Origin of the sequence: Enterococcus sp. DIV1421a, from assembly GCF_051711025.1 — a bacterium.
Lineage (GTDB): Bacteria > Bacillota > Bacilli > Lactobacillales > Enterococcaceae > Enterococcus_B > Enterococcus_B hirae.
Genome location: NZ_JBIOLU010000001.1, coordinates 1,821,969 through 1,840,813 on the forward strand (window position 1 = coordinate 1,821,969; position 18,845 = coordinate 1,840,813).

Genomic DNA, 18,845 nt, shown 5'->3' on the forward strand with positions numbered 1-18,845 from the left:
CAATTGAGAATGATTATCAATGAAAATCCCTACAGGAGGAAAAAATGAAACTAAAAAAGAATATCTTTACCATTGGGGCCACAGTGTTGCTGCTTGGTTTACTTAGCGCCTGCTCTTCTTCAAATAATTCATCCAATTCAACTGACACAGCAGGTAATGAAACAACTGCAAAAACTCACCTAGTGACTGATGCCTTGGGTCATAAAGTCGAGATCCCTAATCAACCAAAACGAATCATCGGGAGTTACCTCGAAGACTATCTTATCGCTTTAGGTGAAAAACCTGTTGCTCAATGGACAGTTGGTAGTGGATCGATTCAACATTATTTACAAAAAGAATTAAAAGATGTTCCCACGATCTCTTATGATCTTCCGTATGAAAAAGTCTTAAGTTATGAACCCGATCTTTTATTGATCTCTTCTTCGGCTACAGTTGAAGGAGGTAAATACGAGCAATACAACAAAATTGCGCCAACCTATGTCGTAAAAAATGGGAATGATGTCACTTGGGAAACCCAACTAAAAGATATCGGAAAAGCATTAAATAAAGAACAAGCAGCAGAAAAAATCATTACTGATTACCAAAAAAAGGTGAAAGCCACTAGACAAGAACTCGCAGATAAAATCAACGGCAAAACGGCTGCTGTTTTATGGGTAACGAATAACTCAGCATTTATGGTTAGTGAAACACGTTCAAGTGGAAGAATCATTTACGGTGATCTAAAATTTGGTGTGCCAAATCTAGTTACTGAAATCTCTAAAAGTGCAACTTCAGATTGGTCAGCTGTCTCTGCAGAAAAATTAGCAGAGTTAGATGCAGACTATCTCATCTTAGTCAACAGTGATGAAAAAGCTGCGATGTTTAATGAAGCAACTTGGCAAAATTTAAAAGCGGTCAAAGAAAATCATGTCTTAGAATTTGGTCCTGAATCTAGTTGGCTCTATAATGGTCCAATAGCTAGTCAAAATATGGTCAATGATATCAAAAATAATTTGAAATAAATCATCTGAACAAGAATAGACGTTCACCTTCCTTTCTTTACAAATTGGAGTGAACGTCTTTTTTTATTTAACTATGTGCTAAACCACTTTGCTCATTTTTTGCCATTTCTGAAATCGATGAGGGTATTGATTTTCTTGGTTGACAATTCCTTCATGTTCTTCCACTAATTCAAAACTTGTAAAATCGATTTCTCCAATAAATGTATCCCCCTCAAACTCTGCATCAATTAATGTTCGCCAGATGATTTTTGTTTCTGGTAACAAAGCTTGAAAAATTCGACTTCCTCCTGACACATAGATATCTTCAGGTATATCCTTGGCATATGCCAAAAGTTCATCAATCGAATGAAGGACTTCCGCATTTTTTTCTACTTTAAAATCTTTTTGAGTAGTTAACACAATGATATGCCGATAAGGAAGAGACAATTTGCCCATGCCTTCATATGTCTTTCTCCCCATCACTAATATTTTATCCATCGTATGTTCCCGAAAAAAACGCATATCGTTTGGTAACCTCCAAGGAAGCAGGCCATCTTTTCCAATCAAACCATTCTTGTCTTGTGCCCACATTGAAATAAACATGTGTTTCATCCTCTCAAACTGAATTTGAACAAACGATTTCAATCATACAAGAAAAACGACCCTGTTACAAGAAAAAGAGTCGCTTGTCAGGTTTATGGTTTCATTCAACCTTCACTATTAAAAAAAGTCTAGCTTCCTAAAAAGGATTCTAGACTTACGCTGAACTAATTATTTAGTTTCACGGTGTAAAGTAACTTTACGTTCGCGTGGGCAATATTTTTGTTTTTCCAAACGATCAGGGTTGTTACGTTTGTTTTTGCTTGTTAGGTAGTTACGTTCTTTACAAGAAGTACACTCTAAAGTAATGTTTACGCGCATGTTTTTCCCTCCCATTTTTTACTAGAATCCTCTAAGATGACTCTCAGACTTGATTATCTTACCATGATTTCCACTAGATTGCTAGCCTTTTTACAAAATTTGTTAAGTAAAACTACTTGACGAAAGTTATCTAAATAACTACTTGCTAAACAAAATCTTTTCCTTTTCCAACTATTGCGCTTACACTTGAAATATAAATAATTTTTGAGGAGGAAGATTTTATGCCTTGGAATATGAAAGATTATCCGCCTGCAATGAAAAATTTAGAAGAGTTAACACGAAAGAAAGCAATCGATATCGGTAACGCCTTGCTTGCAGAAGGCTATCCTGATGATCGTGCTATTCCGATTGCTATCAAACAAGCCAAAGAATGGTCAGAAGATGCTACTTCTACTGAAAAAAAAGAGTTTTCTCAAGAAAAAAATCCAACAAAGCATGATTCTCACGACACAAATCCAAGAGCTTCTAAATTATTGACAGCCAACGTGATCGTAAAATTTGAAGAAGATAAGTGGATTGTCCAATCAGAAGGAGCTAAAAAAGCAAGTAATCATTTTGATACGAAAGAAAAAGCGATTGAAAAAGGGAAAGAAATTGCTCAAAACAAAAACACATCATTAATTATCTACAAAAAAGACGGAACGAAAGAAAGAGAAATAAACTATTAATAAAAAACAACTCCTCCACAATAAAGGAGGAGTTGTTCACTGTTAAAAAGGAATAAAATCAATCCACTCGAAGCGGGATGTTCTTTTGCTTCGCTAACTGATTACTTTTTAGACTGTTACATAATCGATTGCTTCAGCCTTAGGGATTTCTTCGTCAACGAAGAAAACTTTATACCAAGTTAAAAAGCTGAAAATCGTCCAAATTTTTCGTTGTTCTTCATGACGCCCTTCATGATGGTCATTTAACAACTTCATAATTTTTTCTTGATCAAAGAATTCTTTGGCAAAATCAGCCTCAAATAATTCTTTGACTTGTTGATAGCCATGGTCTTCTTTCAACCAAGCTTTGATTGGTACTGGGAAACCAAGTTTTACACGGTTAGACCATTCTTCTGGCAAATGTTTATTTGCTGCTTGTCGGAAAATATCTTTGGTATTATTTTGATTTAACAGATACTTACTTGGGATCTGTTCTGCCAATCTCATCACTTCGATGTCAAGTAACGGTACGCGTACTTCAAGTGAGCTGGCCATTGATAATTTATCCGCTTTTAATAAAATATCTTTTGGCATCCATTGATGAAGGTCAACGTATTGCATTTTGTTCACTTCATCTTCGATTTTTTCAGTTTTAGCATAATGGACTGCCATAATCTCCTGAACGGAAGGAGCCTTTTGGTATTCTTGTTTTAAAATATCTGACGCTTCGTTTTCTTCAAACACTCGGGCATGACCAATAAAATATTCTTTCGCAGGAGCTAAAGATTCATATAAGTGGATTCTACCGTGGAAGTTTTTCATCTTGCCAATTTTTCGTCCCAAGTTATAACGTGTTCCTTTTGGTAGTTTCTTCAACCCTTGAGCAATGACACGAATAACTTTTGAATTCGTATGGAACCCATAAGTTTGGTATCCCGCAAATAGTTCATCTGCCCCTTCACCTGATTGGACAACTCGAACACTTTGCGAAGCCAAGTTTGCTAAGAAATAAAGTGGGACACATGAAGGATTCGAATCTGGCTCATCCAAATGGTATTGAATCAAAGGAAAAGCTTTAAATGACATATCTCCATCGATGACAGCTGCTGTATTATCTAAGTCCAAAAGTTCTGTTAACTTTCTAGCTTCAATAGCTTCATTATATGTTTTATCATCAAACCCAATTGAAAAAGAATGATCAGGTTTTAATACAGAAGTCACATAGCTTGAATCTACCCCACTAGATAAGAATGAGCCAACTTCTACATCGCTGATCGTATGTGCTTTAATCGATGCTTCAACTGTTTCATCAATCTTATCGATCCATTCTTTCCGTGAATAGTTTTGTTTTTCTTCAAAATTAGCATCCCAATATTGATGAATCGCTAACTTATTATCTTTGTAAGTGAAATAATGACCTTCTGGCAAACGGTGAACCCCTTTAAAAAAGGTTTCTCCATTTAATGGTGAATATTGAAATGTCATATAAGGTTTCAAGGCTTCTTTATTCAATTCTTTATGAAAATCTGGATGTGGTAAAAAGCTTTTGATTTCTGATCCGAACATAAATGTGCCGTTCATTTCCGCATAATAATATGGTTTGATTCCAAAATGATCCCGAGCACCAAATAATTCATTGCGTTTATTGTCCCAGATTGCAAAGGCAAACATACCCCGAACCTTTTGTAATAGATCAGTTCCCCATTCTTCATAACCATGCAACAATACTTCTGTATCCGCATGTGTTTGAAAAATATGTCCAGCTGCAATCAGCTCTTCTCTAAGAGGTTGGTAATTATAGATTTCCCCATTAAAAATGATGACTTTTGTTCGATCTTCATTATAGATAGGTTGTTTTCCACCCTCTAAGTCGATAATACTTAATCTTCTAAATCCTAAAGCAACATGCTGGTCAATATAATCACCCGAACTATTCGGTCCCCGATGAACGATTCGATCCATCATGTCGTTTACGATTGCTTTTTTATTGTCTTTGTCGTTAATAAATCCTACAATTCCACACATTTTATTTTTCACATCCTAGATAATAATTACTATTACTTTGTTTCGTCCATAAGCATCTTATCATAGAGGCTATTAAATCTTGAAATAATAGCTCTCTTACAGTTTCGTCACATGAAATAACAGTGAATATTTTTGAGTTCTACTATAAAAAAAGTAGTCCTATTAATTAATTTAACATGTTTTGACTAAGGAAGCTATTTTGTTTAGCAAAGACTTGAAAAATATTCATTATTATTTAATCATCTCTATCATTTAACCAATCAAAATTTAGTCCTTACTAAATAATCCGCTCTAATTAAGTTACGAGCGATTTCCAATAAGACTTGTTTGATTTTACTCTTAAACCTTCTTGTCGTGAAAGAAATTCCGTTGGAACAATCTCGTTTAAAAACAAGAATATATTTTCCACTTACAAATAAACCTAACTAGATCTGACCTCATCTCGCATAGTATCTGGTTTATATTTTCTTTTCTATTTCTTCGAACATAGCTAAGAAGACTTTGTTCGTTTACTTATCTCTAAAACTATATTTTTTTTGATTCATTCATGTTATTATTATGAAGGATCTTTATTGGAAAGGGTAATGTTATGAAAGTATCAATTGTGGTTCCATGCTATAACGAAGAAAAAACAGTTCCTCTTTTTTTTAACGAGGTCGAAAAATTTAAGGGAATACATGAATTTGAATATTTGTTTATTGATGATGGTTCAAGAGATAATACATTACAAGCAATCAAAGCATTAGCTAATGACCATGAATATGTACGCTTTATTTCCTTTTCTCGAAATTTTGGGAAAGAAGCTGCTTTATATGCTGGTTTACAAGCTTCTACTGGCGACCTTGTCTCTGTAATGGATGTTGATCTACAAGATCCACCTGATCTATTACCAGAAATGATTGAAACAATTATGCAATCTGATATTGATTGCGTCGGTACTCGTCGTTCGACTCGTGACGGTGAACCACCGATCCGTAGTTTTTTTGCTAAGAAATTTTATCAGCTAATCAATAAAATCAGTGATACTGAAATGGTTGACGGAGCGAGAGATTTCCGTTTAATGACTCGCCAAATGGTTGATGCTATCTTGGAATTAACTGAATACAACCGCTTTTCGAAAGGCTTGTTCAGTTGGGTTGGTTTTAAAACCAAGTATATTTCCTTTGAAAACCGTGAACGAGTAGCTGGTGAAACCTCTTGGTCTTTTTGGAAATTATTTAATTACTCTATTGATGGAATCGTCAACTTTTCAGATGCACCATTAACAATTGCTTCATTCGTGGGGGCATTATCATGTATTGGTTCAGGTCTTGCTATTTTATTTATTATTTTACGTGCCCTGTTGTATGGTGATCCTACAGCTGGCTGGCCTTCCATGGTCTCGATTTTCTTGTTTATCGGAGGTATCCAATTATTGTGTCTTGGAATAATTGGCAAATACATTGGAAAAATCTTTTTAGAAACCAAACAACGTCCAGTGTATATTATCAGAGAGACTGAAAAAATTAATCCAAAAAACTATCAAAGCGAGAAATAAAAAAACTCAAGTTGTAACGATCTCAATAGTTAGTGATCTAACTGTTGGATTTCCTACAACTTGAGTCTTTTTTTATTTTCATCTATTTATGATGGTCAAAACAATGGTCCCAATCCCCAGCATAGTCAAACTAAATTGTACGAGTTCTGCTTTTTGCGGATTCCAGGTTTTCAACAATTCTTTTACCAGCATTAACACTAAAATTCCTACAACAATATATAAAATATAATAAGTTCTCATTCCTGAAGCCCAGATCGTAGGAGAAAATCCCATAATTATTCTTGAACAAGCGCCCATCATCATTAACAACATAAGAAAAGATGCTGTTTTTTTATTTTCAAAACTTAAGTAAATCCCTAGGAGTAAACAAGCCAATAAACCTAAAACAAGTAAAGTCGCTATCCATGATCCAGGACGAGTAAGTGACAGATTCGTTCCAGTATCGGTAAATAGCTTTGTTAAGTGACTGCTATCCCATATTTGTGCACGACTATTGCCACGTATGTGTATAAAACTTTCACCCATCGTATTCCCTAGGTAGATAATCAGATTCAAGAAAAAAGGTATAGCAGATAATAAGCGGCCATAATAATTTTTGCACTTGTTATAAGAAAGTAAAAAAACAAATAAGAACAAAATTAAGAACAATACATTTGTATCTAGAAAAAAAGGCTTTCCAAAAGAAGAAATACCCAAATCCAATTTAGTAATAAACCCAAATTGATCATATTGAGGAAACCACTTACTAATTTCTTGAGATGTCCTGATGGCATTCCCCGGTGTTGTCAACGAAAATAGTAACTCAATAAAACTTATGAGCAATGGGAGAATCAATAAGCGATGATATGCTCTTTTATATAATAAATAGCCAGTTATAATGGCCGTTAAAGTAAAAAAGCACGCATTCACTTGTTCTTGGTTAGCAGCAAATATCAGGAAAGGCAAACTAAACCAATAAATACTAGGAGTGATAGCTCTTCCTTTCAAGCGTTGGAAGAATGGGAAAAAAGCGAATAAGCAAAATGAAACGGACCATTGATAATTCAAAGTTGTCGACTCCCAGCCTGTTTCCCCCATCACGGTAAGTGGGACTAAGCAGTAGACAGATGTAACTAGCAACACGTTCTTACCATCCAATTTTTCAAAAACATACTTACAAATCATCAGGACCGTGCCCAACATGATGATTGAATTGATAAATTTCCACAGCAGAAAATGTTTAGAGAAAAACATCATAAACAGCTCTATGATAATTCTCGAACTCCAAGTTTTATAATGTTCGATCGAAGCTCCTAAATACCCTAGTTGGTCTAATCTATTTGAGTAAACTAAATCGTCTGCTCTAAATGATGGCATATATAGATTGAAAAATAAAAAAACAAGCCAAATAACTAAAAGCAAAAAAAATAATTCTTTATTAATTCTTTTTTTATTCCAGTACATTATTAAACTCCTTTTTATAATTTATCCCAGCAATTATAACACAGAGGCTTCTGTTTCCTATATTTTTTTCATCCTTTTATTTTTAAATAATGAATAAAATGGTCACTTTATCAAAAATAAACATAACAATTAACAGGTTTCATTCATTGGTTTTCCAAAGCGTTTGATCAACCATATTCGGCTAAAAGAAGATTCATTACTTGTTAATAAAACTTTACAAGAAAAATAAGTACTCCAAACAAATAACACCGCATAATTTTTGAAACATTCATAAATTCTCCATTCTAAATGATATCGTTCATGAAGAGACAAAAGTTACAATAACTATCGATAGGCATCTGACGGAAATTCGGAATACAAAAAGAGGTTATGAAAACTTTGGGTAGCTCCAATGACAATAAGAAAGAATTTTTTAAACATCTTTCCATGTTTGAAAAATTCAAGCTTATTCTAAGAAGCTGCAGCTTAAACACTATTGATTTATTTTTTGAGTAAAGTGTGGGTTTAATGTCGCACCATCAGAATAGTCTTTCGGGGGAGTCAAAAAATAATTCAGATTAAAAAACACAACAAAAAAGACACGACCTAAATCGTGTCTAACTGTTGGTATAAAGGAAGGTACAGGATTTGAACCTGCGCGCCGGTATTAGCCGGTTCGCCGGATTTCGAGTCCGGTGCATTACCACTCTGCCAACCTTCCATACCTATTATTTTTAAACTTTTTTTAGTAAAAAGTCAAGCCTATTTCCCGATAGAAATCAAAAACCGGCATATTTATTTTATGAGGAGACAAAAAAACACAAGAATCATTTTCTGCTCCTTCTTAAATAGTGCCCAATTTGAAGTAAGAAAGAGTATTGGAATGAACCTTGTGTTATCACACTTCATAAGTAGATCTAACTAATTGTTTCAGGATTTTCTAAAGAAAGAATAGAATCAATCGTTCGCTTGATGAACGAAATAATTTGTTCTTCAGTTGGGTGCATGATGTTTGAAGACATTAAAGATGCAATTCCGGTAACTGCAACCCAGGTTCCAGTGTGTAATGCATCAACGTATTCATCTGACAACTGGTTGTATCGATGATCTTGTTTGACGATTTCACGGAAATAGTTATAAGAAAAATCATGCATTTTTTGTCCGTCGCCATGTTCGTCGATATATAATGCCATGTAAAGACTATGATGTTTTTTTGCAAAGTAGATATAGTTTAATCCTAGGTCAATAATTTTATCTCCAGTACGTTCAACTGGAAAAACATTTTCTTTGAGTTGTTCAAAAATTGAGTCTAATAAAGTATTTTTTAGATCCTCCATGTTTTTGAACTCTAAATAAATAGGTTGTGTGGATATACCCATTTTTTTAGCAATATTTCTCGCAGTAAACCCTTTAAAACCTTCCTTTGCAACAACATCATAAGCAGCTTTTAGAATTTGATCTTTAGTATAGACTTTTCTTCTCATTAAAACTCCCCCACTTCTTACTGCAGTATATGTTGTTTTATTGTAACCGATATACACAGTTTTTGGCAAATAATTTACTCAAAACGTTATATTTTAAGTTTTTTTCTTATTTATTTTTAACAATGATACAATATTATTTAAGAATAAACAAAAATACTGTTTCCCCTTACAAAAATTGATTTTTCTGTAACTGTTAGTTGACCAAAAGATTTCTTTCACGTTATAGTTAAAGAAAACGACAAAGAAGGTATGTAATGGTTAATAAAAACGACGTTATTTATATTCACCCCATCAAAAAAAAGCCATCTCAAAAAAATAAGTATTTTTATTTAACATTTACTGGCTTGTTTTTTCTAATAATCGGGCTTGTTTCTGGACATCCGGTTGAAACTATTGAGGGACTCAACAATATCCTCACTTCTCCTAGTAATCTGATGACCGATTATTTGGCAATAGGTGGTTTTGGAAGCGCATTTATCAATGTTGGTGTTCTGACTTTGTTGTCCGTACTTCTTTGCTATCATCATAAAGTCTATCTAAATGGACTAATCTTTGCTTCTGTATTAACCATCACAGGCTTTTCTTTTTTTGGAAAAAATCTGTATAACTCTCTTTCCATTATTTTGGGTGTCTATCTCTATGCACGTTTTGTACATAAACCATTTTCACAGTATATTATGGTTGGCTTATTTGCTAGCGCCTTGTCACCTGTAGTTAGTTATATCACTTTCGGTATGAACTTACCATTGGGCTTAGGTATTTTATTTGGTAATCTGACTGGTATACTCGTTGGTTTTTTACTCCCTCCTTTGGCATCGCATACCCTTATTTTTCATCGTGGATTCAATTTGTATAATATTGGTTTTACTTCTGGATTGATCGCCATGGTCGTGGCTGGTATCCTTCGGTTATTTGATTTTTCAATTGAAGTTCAATCGTTCGTTTCAACAGGCTACCATCAAGAACTTACATTAGTCATTTTTCTTTTTTTTAGTTTAACTACGCTATTTGGTTTTTTTATTAATTCATGGAAGCTCACTGGTTTACATGACATTTTTCAAACTTCAGGAAAAGTAACTACTGATTTTATGGCGATCTCAAGTATCGGTGCCACCTTACTAAACATGGGGTTAGTAGGGCTAATGCTTTCCATCTATGTTCTTCTTATTGGTGGTGAATTCAACGGCCCGATTATTGGGGCAATCCTATCTTCAGTTGGATTCAGTGCCTTCGGTTGTCATCTAAAGAACAGTTTCCCCATACTTATAGGGATTTATCTTGCTTCATATCTGGCTACTATCCATGATGCCTCTCAAACAACAATGATCGTAGCAGCGATATTTGGTACTGCACTTGCTCCTATTAGTGGTTTTTATGGTAGTATTTTTGGTATTTTAGCTGGATTTTTGCATATTGTCTTAGTCCATAACGTCAGTGCATTACATGGCGGATTAAGCCTATATAATAGTGGATTTTCAACTGGATTCGTTGCAGGTTTTCTTGTACCGATCTTAGACAGCCTGACTGTTGGCAGAAAGGAAAAGGATGGCATTGGAAAAAGAATTATCAAAAAGAATCATTAGTGAATTTTTAACCTATCTTTATTCTCACGAGATCACTGAAATAAGGATTGGGCTAGAATCAACACCCGAAGGATTATATATTGAAATTCAAGGAACTTGTTATTCTCCTCCTTCTGATTTGCATGAGTTAGCGGAAATGCTCAATGAACCAAGAAATCCTACTATGGATCTATATTACCAAGAGCTTGGAAATGTTTTTCTGGATCAATCAGATTTCCGATTACTTGGAAGTCTGATTGATGATGTGGAACTCATGTACGAACTTCCCATCTTAAATATAAAAGTATTTAGACGAATCCTTTGATTCAACAGGCTTAGTGAAAAGACAAAATGAGACACTGATTTTCACTCCCCTGAGATATTCCCTTTAGCTTTCATATAGTTATGGCGTTCAGAGTATTCTATCCACGTAAGTAAGCTAGAAACGCATCAGAGGTAAAGCAAAAACTTCTTCTTTTAGTTTCCTCAGCTTATTTTAAAGATTTAATACTTGAACGCCGATTTTTCATTTAATAGAGGATATTTTTCCTAAAACTACAGGCACAAAAATAATACTTCAAATACATCTTTAGTTGGATGTTTTTGAATCGTTTTTAAATTATACTTATTACAACTTACAAAATTGTTTGATAACTGTCATTTAAAATAGTGGCACAAAGAGTCACTAATAAAGTACATTAGTAATATAAGAAAACGTATCAAAGGAGTTGATAGACGTTGAACATTGCGGCATCACGGAAATTGATCAATTTTATATCTATCATTGGATTAGTAATTTCGATAGCCTTAACGATTTATTTTATCAATTTGGGTGTATTTAAAGATTTAAATTCTTTAAGAGGATTAGTTGGAGATTCAATTATCTTAGGTCCTATTATTTTCATCTTAATCCAAATCCTGCAAGTTGTTATTCCAATCATTCCTGGAGGGATAAGTACAGCAGCCGGTGTATTAATTTTTGGACCTTATGCTGGTTTTATTTATAATTATGTAGGGATTTGTATCGGTTCGATCATCATCTTTTTACTTGGTCGGCGGTATGGTAAACCATTTATTTTATCTATGGTCAGTGACAAGACGTATAACAAGTATGTTGGTTGGCTCGATAACCAGAATCGCTTTGAAAAGTTATTTGCTTTAGCAATTTTTCTACCAGTGGCCCCTGATGATGCGCTTTGTTTAATGGCTGGTCTAACAAATATTTCTGTAAAAAAATATACTTGGATCATTTTATTGGCGAAACCCCTCTCGATTTTCTTATACAGCATGGCTTTGATTTATGGTGGACATTTCTTAAGTGGATTACTAGGATAGTTTATTATAAGTGGGCGTACTGCGTTAAGTATTTGCGCAATCTGTCCACTTATTTTTATTTTTACGTTATAATATTTATGGTAGGTGATTGAATGTTAATTTATTTAAAAAGAAGTTTAGGAAATGCTTGGGACTTTCTTAAAGGAACTCAAGCATATTTTCGTGATGTTTTGATTATGCATTTATTTATTTTATTTATTTGTTTACCCTTATTGAATAGTACGACCAGATTCATCTTGAATCGAGGAGCCATTGATTATATATCTAGTGATAATATCTCTACGATCCTTTCACAGCACCCAGGTGTCTTATTGTCTTTGACTGCTGTCTTATTAACTATCTTACTCCTAGTTTATTTTGAGTTTACTTTTTTATTGATGAGTGTTTACTTTATTAAGAAACAAACACCTATCTCGTTGAAACAGTTACTTCAAGCAACGTTTCGTCAATTAAAAAAAATACGCCCATTGACTTTTCTTTTTTTCTTAGCTTATTTCGTACTTATTTTACCGATTAGTGGGTTAAGTTTTAATTCTGATTTACTATCTAAAGTTAAAATCCCAGCTTTTATCATGGATTTTATTTTTACTAATCGTTGGATCGTGGTTAGCAGCTTCATTCTGTTTTATATCTTTTTAGCTTACATTGGTATCCGTCTCATTTTTGCCTTACCAGAAATGATTCTACGTGATCGACCATTTAAACAAGCGGTTAAAGAAAGTTGGTATTTAACCAAATCACGTTTTTTTGCAATCCTTGGACAGTTCATCATTATTGGTGGTAGTATTTTACTCATTTCATTTGCCGGCTATTTAATTGTGCTCCTCGCACAAATAATTGTAGAACAATTTTTCCCTAATTATTCATTGATTAGCGCTGTTTTTGCAATGACGATTCTTCAAGCTATCCTTTTATTCAACATCGTTATGTCAACAGTCGGAATTTTTTACATTATTATTGATTTCATGGATGATGAAGGTTTTCTTCCTGAGACTCCTAACTGGTTTCGTTTAGAATCTCCTAACAAACGTTTTTCTGTTCTTAAAAATACAAGCTTAGTTTTATTTGCTGTATTTTTTGGTGTAGGTGTTTGTCTCTACAATATGGATTATTTGACTTCTGCTTCTCAAACGAAACCTGTAACGATTTCTCATCGTGGTGTCAGTGGAGGTAACAGTGCCCAAAATACTTTAGCTGCTTTAGAAAAAACAAGTCGTACCTACCATCCTGATTATGTGGAGATGGATGTACAAGAAACCAAAGATGGTCAATTCGTTGTCATGCATGATTTTAACTTAAAAAAATTAACAGGGATAAATAAAGCACCACAAGATCTAACCTTGAAAGAATTAGAAAAGTTAAAAGTAACTGAAAACGGTGCGAAAGAACCTGTCGTTTCCTTTGATACTTATTTAAAGAGAGCCAATGAATTAAATCAAAAACTTTTAATCGAAATCAAAAATTCAAAAAATGATTCTAAAGATATCGTTGATCGCTTTGTCAAAAAATATGAAGAAAACATTTTAACTCATCAGCATATTCTACAAAGTCTTACGTATCAGACGGTATCTGATCTGAAAAATGCCAATCCTAATTTTTATGTAGGCTACATCCTACCATTCAATATTGTTGGACCACCAGTTACTCCGGCCGACTTTTTGACGATGGAGTATAGTACGATCAATCGGAATTTTATTGATTCAGCTCATCAAGATGGTAAAAAAGTGTATGTCTGGACGGTTAACGACTCAGATGGAATCAGTCGTATGATGTTTTATGGTGTTGATGGGATCATTACTGATCAAATGACTATCTTAAATGAAAATATCAAAGCAATGGATGAAGAGATCACCTATTCAGATAAATTATTGAATTTCGTTTTAGGTGTTGGTTAAAAAAAGAGCCCCATGGATTGAATCCATGGGGTTCTTTTTCAATTACTTTATCTTTCTCTCGCGCTTTTCACCGCACGAACCACTGCTAAGATTGCCGGAATAGCAGAAATAACTGCTAAGATAATGCCCATTTTACCTGAACTCTTTCTTTTTTGCATGTTTTTTCGCTCCCTTCTCTCTCCTCTAATTATAGAGAAGTTTACGATATTTCTCAAAAAAAGTGTTTATGAAACCAAAGCAGATTCTGCTACTGTATAAATTTCGTCCAGTTTAACTAGTAGACGAAACTTACTATCGTAAACAGCCAACCGATCTCTCTGATCATAGCTTTCTACAAAAATAACAGCCGTATTAGTATATGTACGTTCCACGCAACCAATCACTTCATAGTTCACTCCAATCGGTTTGCATATGTATGACTTGCCTATTTCTAATTTTAACATTTCTCAATTCCCTCCTTTATTTTGTTAATCTTTAATTTATAATAACAAAAAAAAGAAGATTTGAAAACGATTTATTGAATTTTTTTATATTTTTTCTTAGAATTACACGATTTCAATCTAGTTTCCCCTTTTTCTCACATAACTAATACCAAGATATAATTGTAATTTATAAGTGACAGATTTGTTTGAAACTGTTAGCCTTTTGTTCGTGTAAACCTCCGAAAAAGCATCTAAACTATTCTGTGAGGAGGGAATTTCATGATTGTTATTCAAGCTACTGTATTTATCCTGTTATTGATTGGATTGCTTATTGGACTCACAGAAAATTAAGAATCCCTTGTTGACATAGCAATTAATTGCGAAAAAAAAATAAGGGTGCTACACTGATTACAGGAAGGAAAATTTAACAGAAAATTCCAACCACAATTTACATTAATAAAAAAAGAGGTGACTTACATGACATTTACTAAAACAAATATTGAATACCGAGTTGCATTTGATACTGTATCTAATCAATTTATGGCAATTGATGCTACAAATGAAAACAACGTAGCATTTGGTATCACGATTGAACAAGCTGTCCGTGCATTAAATGAATCCAAATAAGGAGTGAATCATTTCTAATGACCGAAAACAACTCGGGATCGAAAAAAGAATAAAGACGTTTGCAACTAATACAGTTAGCAAACGTCTTTTATTATTTATTCAATTCGAGTTTGTGCTTTATTTTCCCCCATGAAATTTTGCTGATTCCCAGAAAGATTAGAACCATCGCAATTTGCATGATTGGTACTCCTGCCCCCGTATACACACTTAGAAAATAATCTTTTTGCTCTGGCGAGTAGGAACAAAACCATGAAACCCCAAATAAAAATAAAAACTGGGTCAATATCAAACCACTAGTAATGACCAGTGCAGAACAATAAAAACCTCGATCTTTTTTTGCATAGATTGAACCTAAGATCAAAAATAAAAATCCTAAAATCGCTAAACATAGAACAACACCACTTGTCTTTTGATAAATCGCAATCATAATATTAGAGATTTTCGCTGTTTTTGATAAAACTAAAATTGGCGGTTGTGGATCTTCACTATTAATCCAATTATTCAATAAAGGAACTCGCAAAAAGTTTTGCGCTGCTTCTACATCCGCATGGGTTCCAAAACTGTAATTCCCTCCTTGATGAAAATCTTTGTAAAATAAATTGTCACTATAAGCTGTCCTAAAAAAATCTAAGAGTACTGGAATATCCTCGGCAATCTTCCCATCTCCTGTACTCATTAAGTAGACTTCACGTTTCTTCTTCAAATCTCCCTTACGATAAGCAGCCCTTAACTCTTGATTGACTTGTTTCCAAAATTCATTGGTTTCTTTTGCGTTATTTTGATAGTAGCCAGACTCATTCAACACATCTCGCAGTGCCCAAAAAATAATGTCTCCCTTTAATTCCTTTACTTTTCCTGCCTGAGTCCAAGCATGTGTCGTATATAATTCTTTGATTCTAGCAGCTTCTTTAGCAAAAGCAGGTGACACAGCTAATGCTTTATTTAACGCTTCATGAGAAACCCAAATCCTACTGTTCTCTTTGTTTATGTTCGTTCCATCATCTATTCGAATCAAGTTCTTCATCAATTGAGCAAACTCTCCGCTCGTACGATCATTGACTACTGCAAGATGATAGACTTCTTCATTTTTATGCTTAATCATTTGGTTTGTCACGATAAAGCTGATCATAGGAAGAAAAAACAAACTGAGCTTGATCAGTTTTCTTCGATCAAAGGTAATTTGTGAAAGAAACTTTTCAACAGTTTTCGTTGGTCTAAAATCCACTCCTAATAAAATCTGAACAAAACTAATGATTAAGGCTGCCAGAACAAACGGCAACAACCAGAGTGAATCTTCGCGAATATACCAGTAAAATGGAAAGATTAGAGACAACAAGAAAAACCAAGGTAAAATAGTTTTTGTTGCACGATATTTACGATAATAAATAGCTAATAAACAAGCAACGATAATTACGACAGATGGAATTACAATGGCGTTTCGATAAATACGTGTCGAATATTCATGGGTAAAACCGATTGGTGAAAATAAAAAAAAGACATAGATAAAAAACAAGATACTATTCTTTTTAACGATCGGCTTTACACTCAGTGTAATCAGCACGCTAGCTAAAATATTAAACCCACCTAATAATAGCGAGTATGGTAGCTGAATTTTATTGGCAAAAGCTAAAAATAAGCTATAAGAAATACCTTTTGATAAAGTTTTAGCATTGTACTCTCCTAACCACTGCCCGTCCACTAAGTTACGGGCATAATGAATAAAAAGCTGGTCATCATAGCTAGCTGTCATATCGATGCTGTAAGTCGCTTTGTAATAGAGATAAAGACGTATTAGTGTAAGAATTAGAGCGATACCACAAATAAAATAAAGTTGTTTTTGCCTAACATACTGAAGCATTTCCTTTACTCTATCCATGTACCCTAACCTTTCCTCCGCCTTTCTTCTTGATACTAATCATATTTGATAATTTATTTTTAACCAATTCACTCAACTCCTTATTCAATAAGCCTCTAATAAGTATAGCAAAAATTCATTTCATTGATATTAACCTTAAAAGATTCTTATTAACTTGTTTGATTGCTTTTTTAGCAGGTTCTAAGCGTTAAAAACAAGAATTATACTGTACTAACTTAATGACTGATCTTTTCCACTTTGTAACTATCGTAATCTGCTGTTGTGCAAATCATTTCCTTTATATATCTATTTTTATCAATAGGTGATTAAAAATTCACATTTTTTATTTTGTAATTTAATTTTTAGATAAAAAACAACTTTGTATATCTTTAGACAAGTATTACAGAATGATATATTTTTTTATTAGGAGGTTTATTTCTTTCATTCCTACATGGAAGGAAAATATTTTTATTTTTGGAGGAAAAAAATGGGAACTTTTTTAGTGTTAGTAGGTTTAATTGGTATTTGTTGGGGGTTAGTAGGACTGATTCGATCATTTTTCAAAAAAGGGAATAAAAAACGAAACTTTATTATTATAGGAACAGCATTTATTCTTATGATTTTCGGAGCGTCTATCTCTCCTACCAGTCATTCCGATAGTTCAAAAGCAAGCACACAATCTGAAAAAAAGATCGAAACGAAAAGAACATCAAGTACTTCTAGTGAAGAGCAGCTGAAACAAAAAGCTGAACGTAAAGAAAAAGAAAAACAAAAACTTGAGGCTGAGCGTAAGAAACAAGAAGAAGAAAAACAAAAACTTGAGGCTGAGCGCAAAAAACAAGAAGAAGAAAGACAGAAACTTGAGGCTGAGCGCAAAAAACAAGAAGAAGAAAAACAGAAAATTGAAGCTGAGCGTAAAGCACAGGAAGAACGTCAAAAACAAGCTGAAAATGAAGCAACAACAGCACTATCACAAGCTGAAGCTCATCCAACTAGAGAAAACTATAACTCAGCAGCTACTTTAATCCAGGCTATTCCAAACGGCAATCAACACTTATCTGCTCGACTAGCTACAGTAGATGCAACGATCAAAGCAAATGAGGCAGCTGAAGCAGAACGACAACGGCAAGCTGCGGCCGCACAAGAACAAGCCAATCAAGTTGCAGCAGCACAAACACCGCAACAAAACAACGAACAAACGGTTTATATTGCTCCAGATCATGGTACAAAATATCATTTAAATCCGAACTGTTCGGGACTTAACAACGCAAATTCTGTCGTAGCTATCTCGCTGCAAGAGGCCCAAGCACGTGGATATACGTTGTGTAAGCGAGGTTAATCTAAAATAATAAAATGAACTGTGACAGCAATGTCTAGCTCTGATAACTAAGCCGGAGAATCCGAAAATAGTCTCTACTATTTTGGACTCTCCGGCTTATTTCAAGGAGTTGATGCTTGAACACCGTGAATCAGAGGTTGTGAAAAGAGCGTTTTGACCTGAGCGCTCACCAAGTAAAAACTGCGACGAGTAATCGCAGGAGCATTAAGGATGAAAATCTCGAAACAGCTCCTCATGTTTTGAGATTTTTTGACTTATCGCCGAAGGTCAGCTCTTTGAACACCGTTTAGAGCAAGAGGTTGTGAAAACATCGGGGAGCTCCTATGACAATAAGAAAAAATTTTTTGAAATAGTTTCTCATATTTTGAAAAATTTAGGCTTATTTCAAGGAGTTAATGCTTGAACACCGTGAATCAGAGGTTGTGAAAAGAGCGTTTTGACCTGAGCGTTAAGGATGAAAATCTCGAAACAGCTCCTCATGTTTTGAGATTTTTTGACTTATCGCCGAAGGTCAGCTCTTTGAACACCGTTTATCCATTTTCAAAGCACAAAATAAGATTTATCTCCCTAATTTATTTTTATTGTGAACATTTCCGGTGTTCGGTCTCTCCTAACTTTACTTAAGCATGGTCATACAAAAAAACAGAAAATTTTTACAGCCATTCCCCTGATATTAATAGTCGGATATTAGCTTAAATACCATAAATTTTTTTGCGTTTCTCCTTTACAAAAAGAACGTTTGTTCGTACAATGCTATTAAAGAATATTTATGGATTGGCATCCTCGAAATCGCT

The 18,845-nt window shown here is 34.0% G+C and carries 16 protein-coding genes and 1 tRNA gene; 9 read left to right on the forward strand and 8 right to left on the reverse strand.

The features are described 5' to 3' along the window. Window positions 1–44: 44 nt before the first annotated feature. Window positions 45–1,001 (forward strand): ABC transporter substrate-binding protein, encoded by a 957-nt coding sequence (locus IGK21_RS08215; RefSeq protein WP_034698376.1) that lies wholly within the window; start codon window positions 45–47, stop codon window positions 999–1,001. A 78-nt stretch (window positions 1,002–1,079) separates the two neighbouring features. On the opposite strand, the gene IGK21_RS08220 is transcribed toward IGK21_RS08215, so the two are convergent. Further along, window positions 1,080–1,583, reverse strand: a complete 504-nt coding sequence (locus IGK21_RS08220; RefSeq protein ID WP_010737807.1) for a dihydrofolate reductase — start codon at window positions 1,581–1,583, stop codon at window positions 1,080–1,082. Window positions 1,584–1,751: 168 nt separating this feature from the next. Next, window positions 1,752–1,916: a 50S ribosomal protein L33 gene (rpmG, locus tag IGK21_RS08225; RefSeq protein ID WP_002320810.1), complete on the reverse strand. Its 165-nt coding sequence runs from the start codon at window positions 1,914–1,916 to the stop codon at window positions 1,752–1,754. Between the two features lie 206 nt (window positions 1,917–2,122). On the opposite strand from rpmG, the gene IGK21_RS08230 reads away from it, so the two are divergent. Continuing rightward, window positions 2,123–2,569: a DUF2188 domain-containing protein gene (locus IGK21_RS08230; protein ID WP_034698380.1), complete on the forward strand. Its 447-nt coding sequence runs from the start codon at window positions 2,123–2,125 to the stop codon at window positions 2,567–2,569. Window positions 2,570–2,677: 108 nt separating this feature from the next. Here IGK21_RS08230 and asnB read toward each other — a convergent pair whose 3' ends face one another. Then, window positions 2,678–4,573 carry an asparagine synthase (glutamine-hydrolyzing) gene (gene asnB, locus IGK21_RS08235; protein WP_034698382.1) on the reverse strand — a complete coding sequence of 632 codons (1,896 nt, stop codon included), beginning with the start codon at window positions 4,571–4,573 and terminating at the stop codon, window positions 2,678–2,680. Between the two features lie 589 nt (window positions 4,574–5,162). Here asnB and IGK21_RS08240 point away from each other — a divergent pair. After that, a complete protein-coding gene (locus tag IGK21_RS08240; protein ID WP_010718832.1) occupies window positions 5,163–6,110 on the forward strand; it encodes a glycosyltransferase family 2 protein in 948 nt (315 codons plus the stop codon). Between the two features lie 78 nt (window positions 6,111–6,188). Here the strand turns inward: IGK21_RS08240 and IGK21_RS08245 are convergent, their stop codons facing one another. The 3 genes from IGK21_RS08245 to IGK21_RS08255 all read right to left on the reverse strand — a co-directional run bounded on the left by IGK21_RS08245 (window position 6,189) and on the right by IGK21_RS08255 (window position 9,016). Further along, a complete protein-coding gene (locus tag IGK21_RS08245) occupies window positions 6,189–7,553 on the reverse strand; it encodes a DUF6056 family protein (protein ID WP_034698384.1) in 1,365 nt (454 codons plus the stop codon). Between the two features lie 612 nt (window positions 7,554–8,165). After that, window positions 8,166–8,253: transfer RNA gene (locus tag IGK21_RS08250), tRNA-Ser, on the reverse strand. 196 nt (window positions 8,254–8,449) lie between these two features. Beyond that, on the reverse strand, window positions 8,450–9,016 hold the full coding sequence (locus IGK21_RS08255; protein WP_010737811.1) for a TetR/AcrR family transcriptional regulator: 567 nt from the start codon (window positions 9,014–9,016) through the stop codon (window positions 8,450–8,452). A 254-nt stretch (window positions 9,017–9,270) separates the two neighbouring features. Here IGK21_RS08255 and IGK21_RS08260 point away from each other — a divergent pair, with 254 nt between their 5' ends. The 4 genes from IGK21_RS08260 to IGK21_RS08275 all read left to right on the forward strand — a co-directional run bounded on the left by IGK21_RS08260 (window position 9,271) and on the right by IGK21_RS08275 (window position 13,808). Next, window positions 9,271–10,599, forward strand: a complete 1,329-nt coding sequence (locus tag IGK21_RS08260) for a DUF1576 domain-containing protein (RefSeq protein ID WP_034698395.1) — start codon at window positions 9,271–9,273, stop codon at window positions 10,597–10,599. Beyond that, on the forward strand, window positions 10,568–10,903 hold the full coding sequence (locus IGK21_RS08265; protein WP_025480148.1) for a hypothetical protein: 336 nt from the start codon (window positions 10,568–10,570) through the stop codon (window positions 10,901–10,903). The genes IGK21_RS08260 and IGK21_RS08265 overlap by 32 nt, the downstream gene beginning before the upstream one ends. 413 nt (window positions 10,904–11,316) lie before the next feature. After that, window positions 11,317–11,913, forward strand: a complete 597-nt coding sequence (locus IGK21_RS08270; RefSeq protein ID WP_034698402.1) for a TVP38/TMEM64 family protein — start codon at window positions 11,317–11,319, stop codon at window positions 11,911–11,913. A gap of 92 nt (window positions 11,914–12,005) precedes the next feature. Continuing rightward, on the forward strand, window positions 12,006–13,808 hold the full coding sequence (locus IGK21_RS08275; RefSeq protein ID WP_034698405.1) for a glycerophosphoryl diester phosphodiesterase membrane domain-containing protein: 1,803 nt from the start codon (window positions 12,006–12,008) through the stop codon (window positions 13,806–13,808). 224 nt (window positions 13,809–14,032) lie between these two features. Here the strand turns inward: IGK21_RS08275 and IGK21_RS08280 are convergent, their stop codons facing one another. Next, window positions 14,033–14,251 (reverse strand): hypothetical protein, encoded by a 219-nt coding sequence (locus IGK21_RS08280; RefSeq protein WP_010737815.1) that lies wholly within the window; start codon window positions 14,249–14,251, stop codon window positions 14,033–14,035. A 456-nt stretch (window positions 14,252–14,707) separates the two neighbouring features. Between IGK21_RS08280 and IGK21_RS08285 the strand changes: the two genes are divergently transcribed. Beyond that, complete coding sequence (locus IGK21_RS08285; protein WP_010718765.1) at window positions 14,708–14,857, forward strand: hypothetical protein; 150 nt, start codon at window positions 14,708–14,710, stop codon at window positions 14,855–14,857. Window positions 14,858–14,948: 91 nt separating this feature from the next. Here the strand turns inward: IGK21_RS08285 and IGK21_RS08290 are convergent, their stop codons facing one another. Continuing rightward, the gene (locus tag IGK21_RS08290) at window positions 14,949–16,733 is read right to left on the reverse strand and encodes a hypothetical protein (protein ID WP_034698408.1); all 1,785 of its coding nucleotides are present in this window, start codon (window positions 16,731–16,733) and stop codon (window positions 14,949–14,951) included. Window positions 16,734–17,199: 466 nt separating this feature from the next. Between IGK21_RS08290 and IGK21_RS08295 the strand changes: the two genes are divergently transcribed. Then, a complete protein-coding gene (locus IGK21_RS08295) occupies window positions 17,200–18,051 on the forward strand; it encodes a hypothetical protein (protein ID WP_034698561.1) in 852 nt (283 codons plus the stop codon). Window positions 18,052–18,845: the final 794 nt, after the last annotated feature.

Bases quoted from the DNA above. Each gene is read 5' to 3' on its own strand.
- IGK21_RS08215 (WP_034698376.1), top strand. From the start codon at position 45: ATGAAACTAAAAAAGAATATCTTTACCATTGGGGCCACAGTGTTGCTG.
- IGK21_RS08220 (WP_010737807.1), bottom strand. From the start codon at position 1,583: ATGTTTATTTCAATGTGGGCACAAGACAAGAATGGTTTGATTGGAAAA.
- rpmG (WP_002320810.1), bottom strand. From the start codon at position 1,916: ATGGGAGGGAAAAACATGCGCGTAAACATTACTTTAGAGTGTACTTCT.
- IGK21_RS08230 (WP_034698380.1), top strand. From the start codon at position 2,123: ATGCCTTGGAATATGAAAGATTATCCGCCTGCAATGAAAAATTTAGAA.
- asnB (WP_034698382.1), bottom strand. From the start codon at position 4,573: ATGTGTGGAATTGTAGGATTTATTAACGACAAAGACAATAAAAAAGCA.
- IGK21_RS08240 (WP_010718832.1), top strand. From the start codon at position 5,163: ATGAAAGTATCAATTGTGGTTCCATGCTATAACGAAGAAAAAACAGTT.
- IGK21_RS08245 (WP_034698384.1), bottom strand. From the start codon at position 7,553: ATGTACTGGAATAAAAAAAGAATTAATAAAGAATTATTTTTTTTGCTT.
- IGK21_RS08255 (WP_010737811.1), bottom strand. From the start codon at position 9,016: ATGAGAAGAAAAGTCTATACTAAAGATCAAATTCTAAAAGCTGCTTAT.
- IGK21_RS08260 (WP_034698395.1), top strand. From the start codon at position 9,271: ATGGTTAATAAAAACGACGTTATTTATATTCACCCCATCAAAAAAAAG.
- IGK21_RS08275 (WP_034698405.1), top strand. From the start codon at position 12,006: ATGTTAATTTATTTAAAAAGAAGTTTAGGAAATGCTTGGGACTTTCTT.
- IGK21_RS08280 (WP_010737815.1), bottom strand. From the start codon at position 14,251: ATGTTAAAATTAGAAATAGGCAAGTCATACATATGCAAACCGATTGGA.
- IGK21_RS08285 (WP_010718765.1), top strand. From the start codon at position 14,708: ATGACATTTACTAAAACAAATATTGAATACCGAGTTGCATTTGATACT.
- IGK21_RS08290 (WP_034698408.1), bottom strand. From the start codon at position 16,733: ATGGATAGAGTAAAGGAAATGCTTCAGTATGTTAGGCAAAAACAACTT.
- IGK21_RS08295 (WP_034698561.1), top strand. From the start codon at position 17,200: ATGGGAACTTTTTTAGTGTTAGTAGGTTTAATTGGTATTTGTTGGGGG.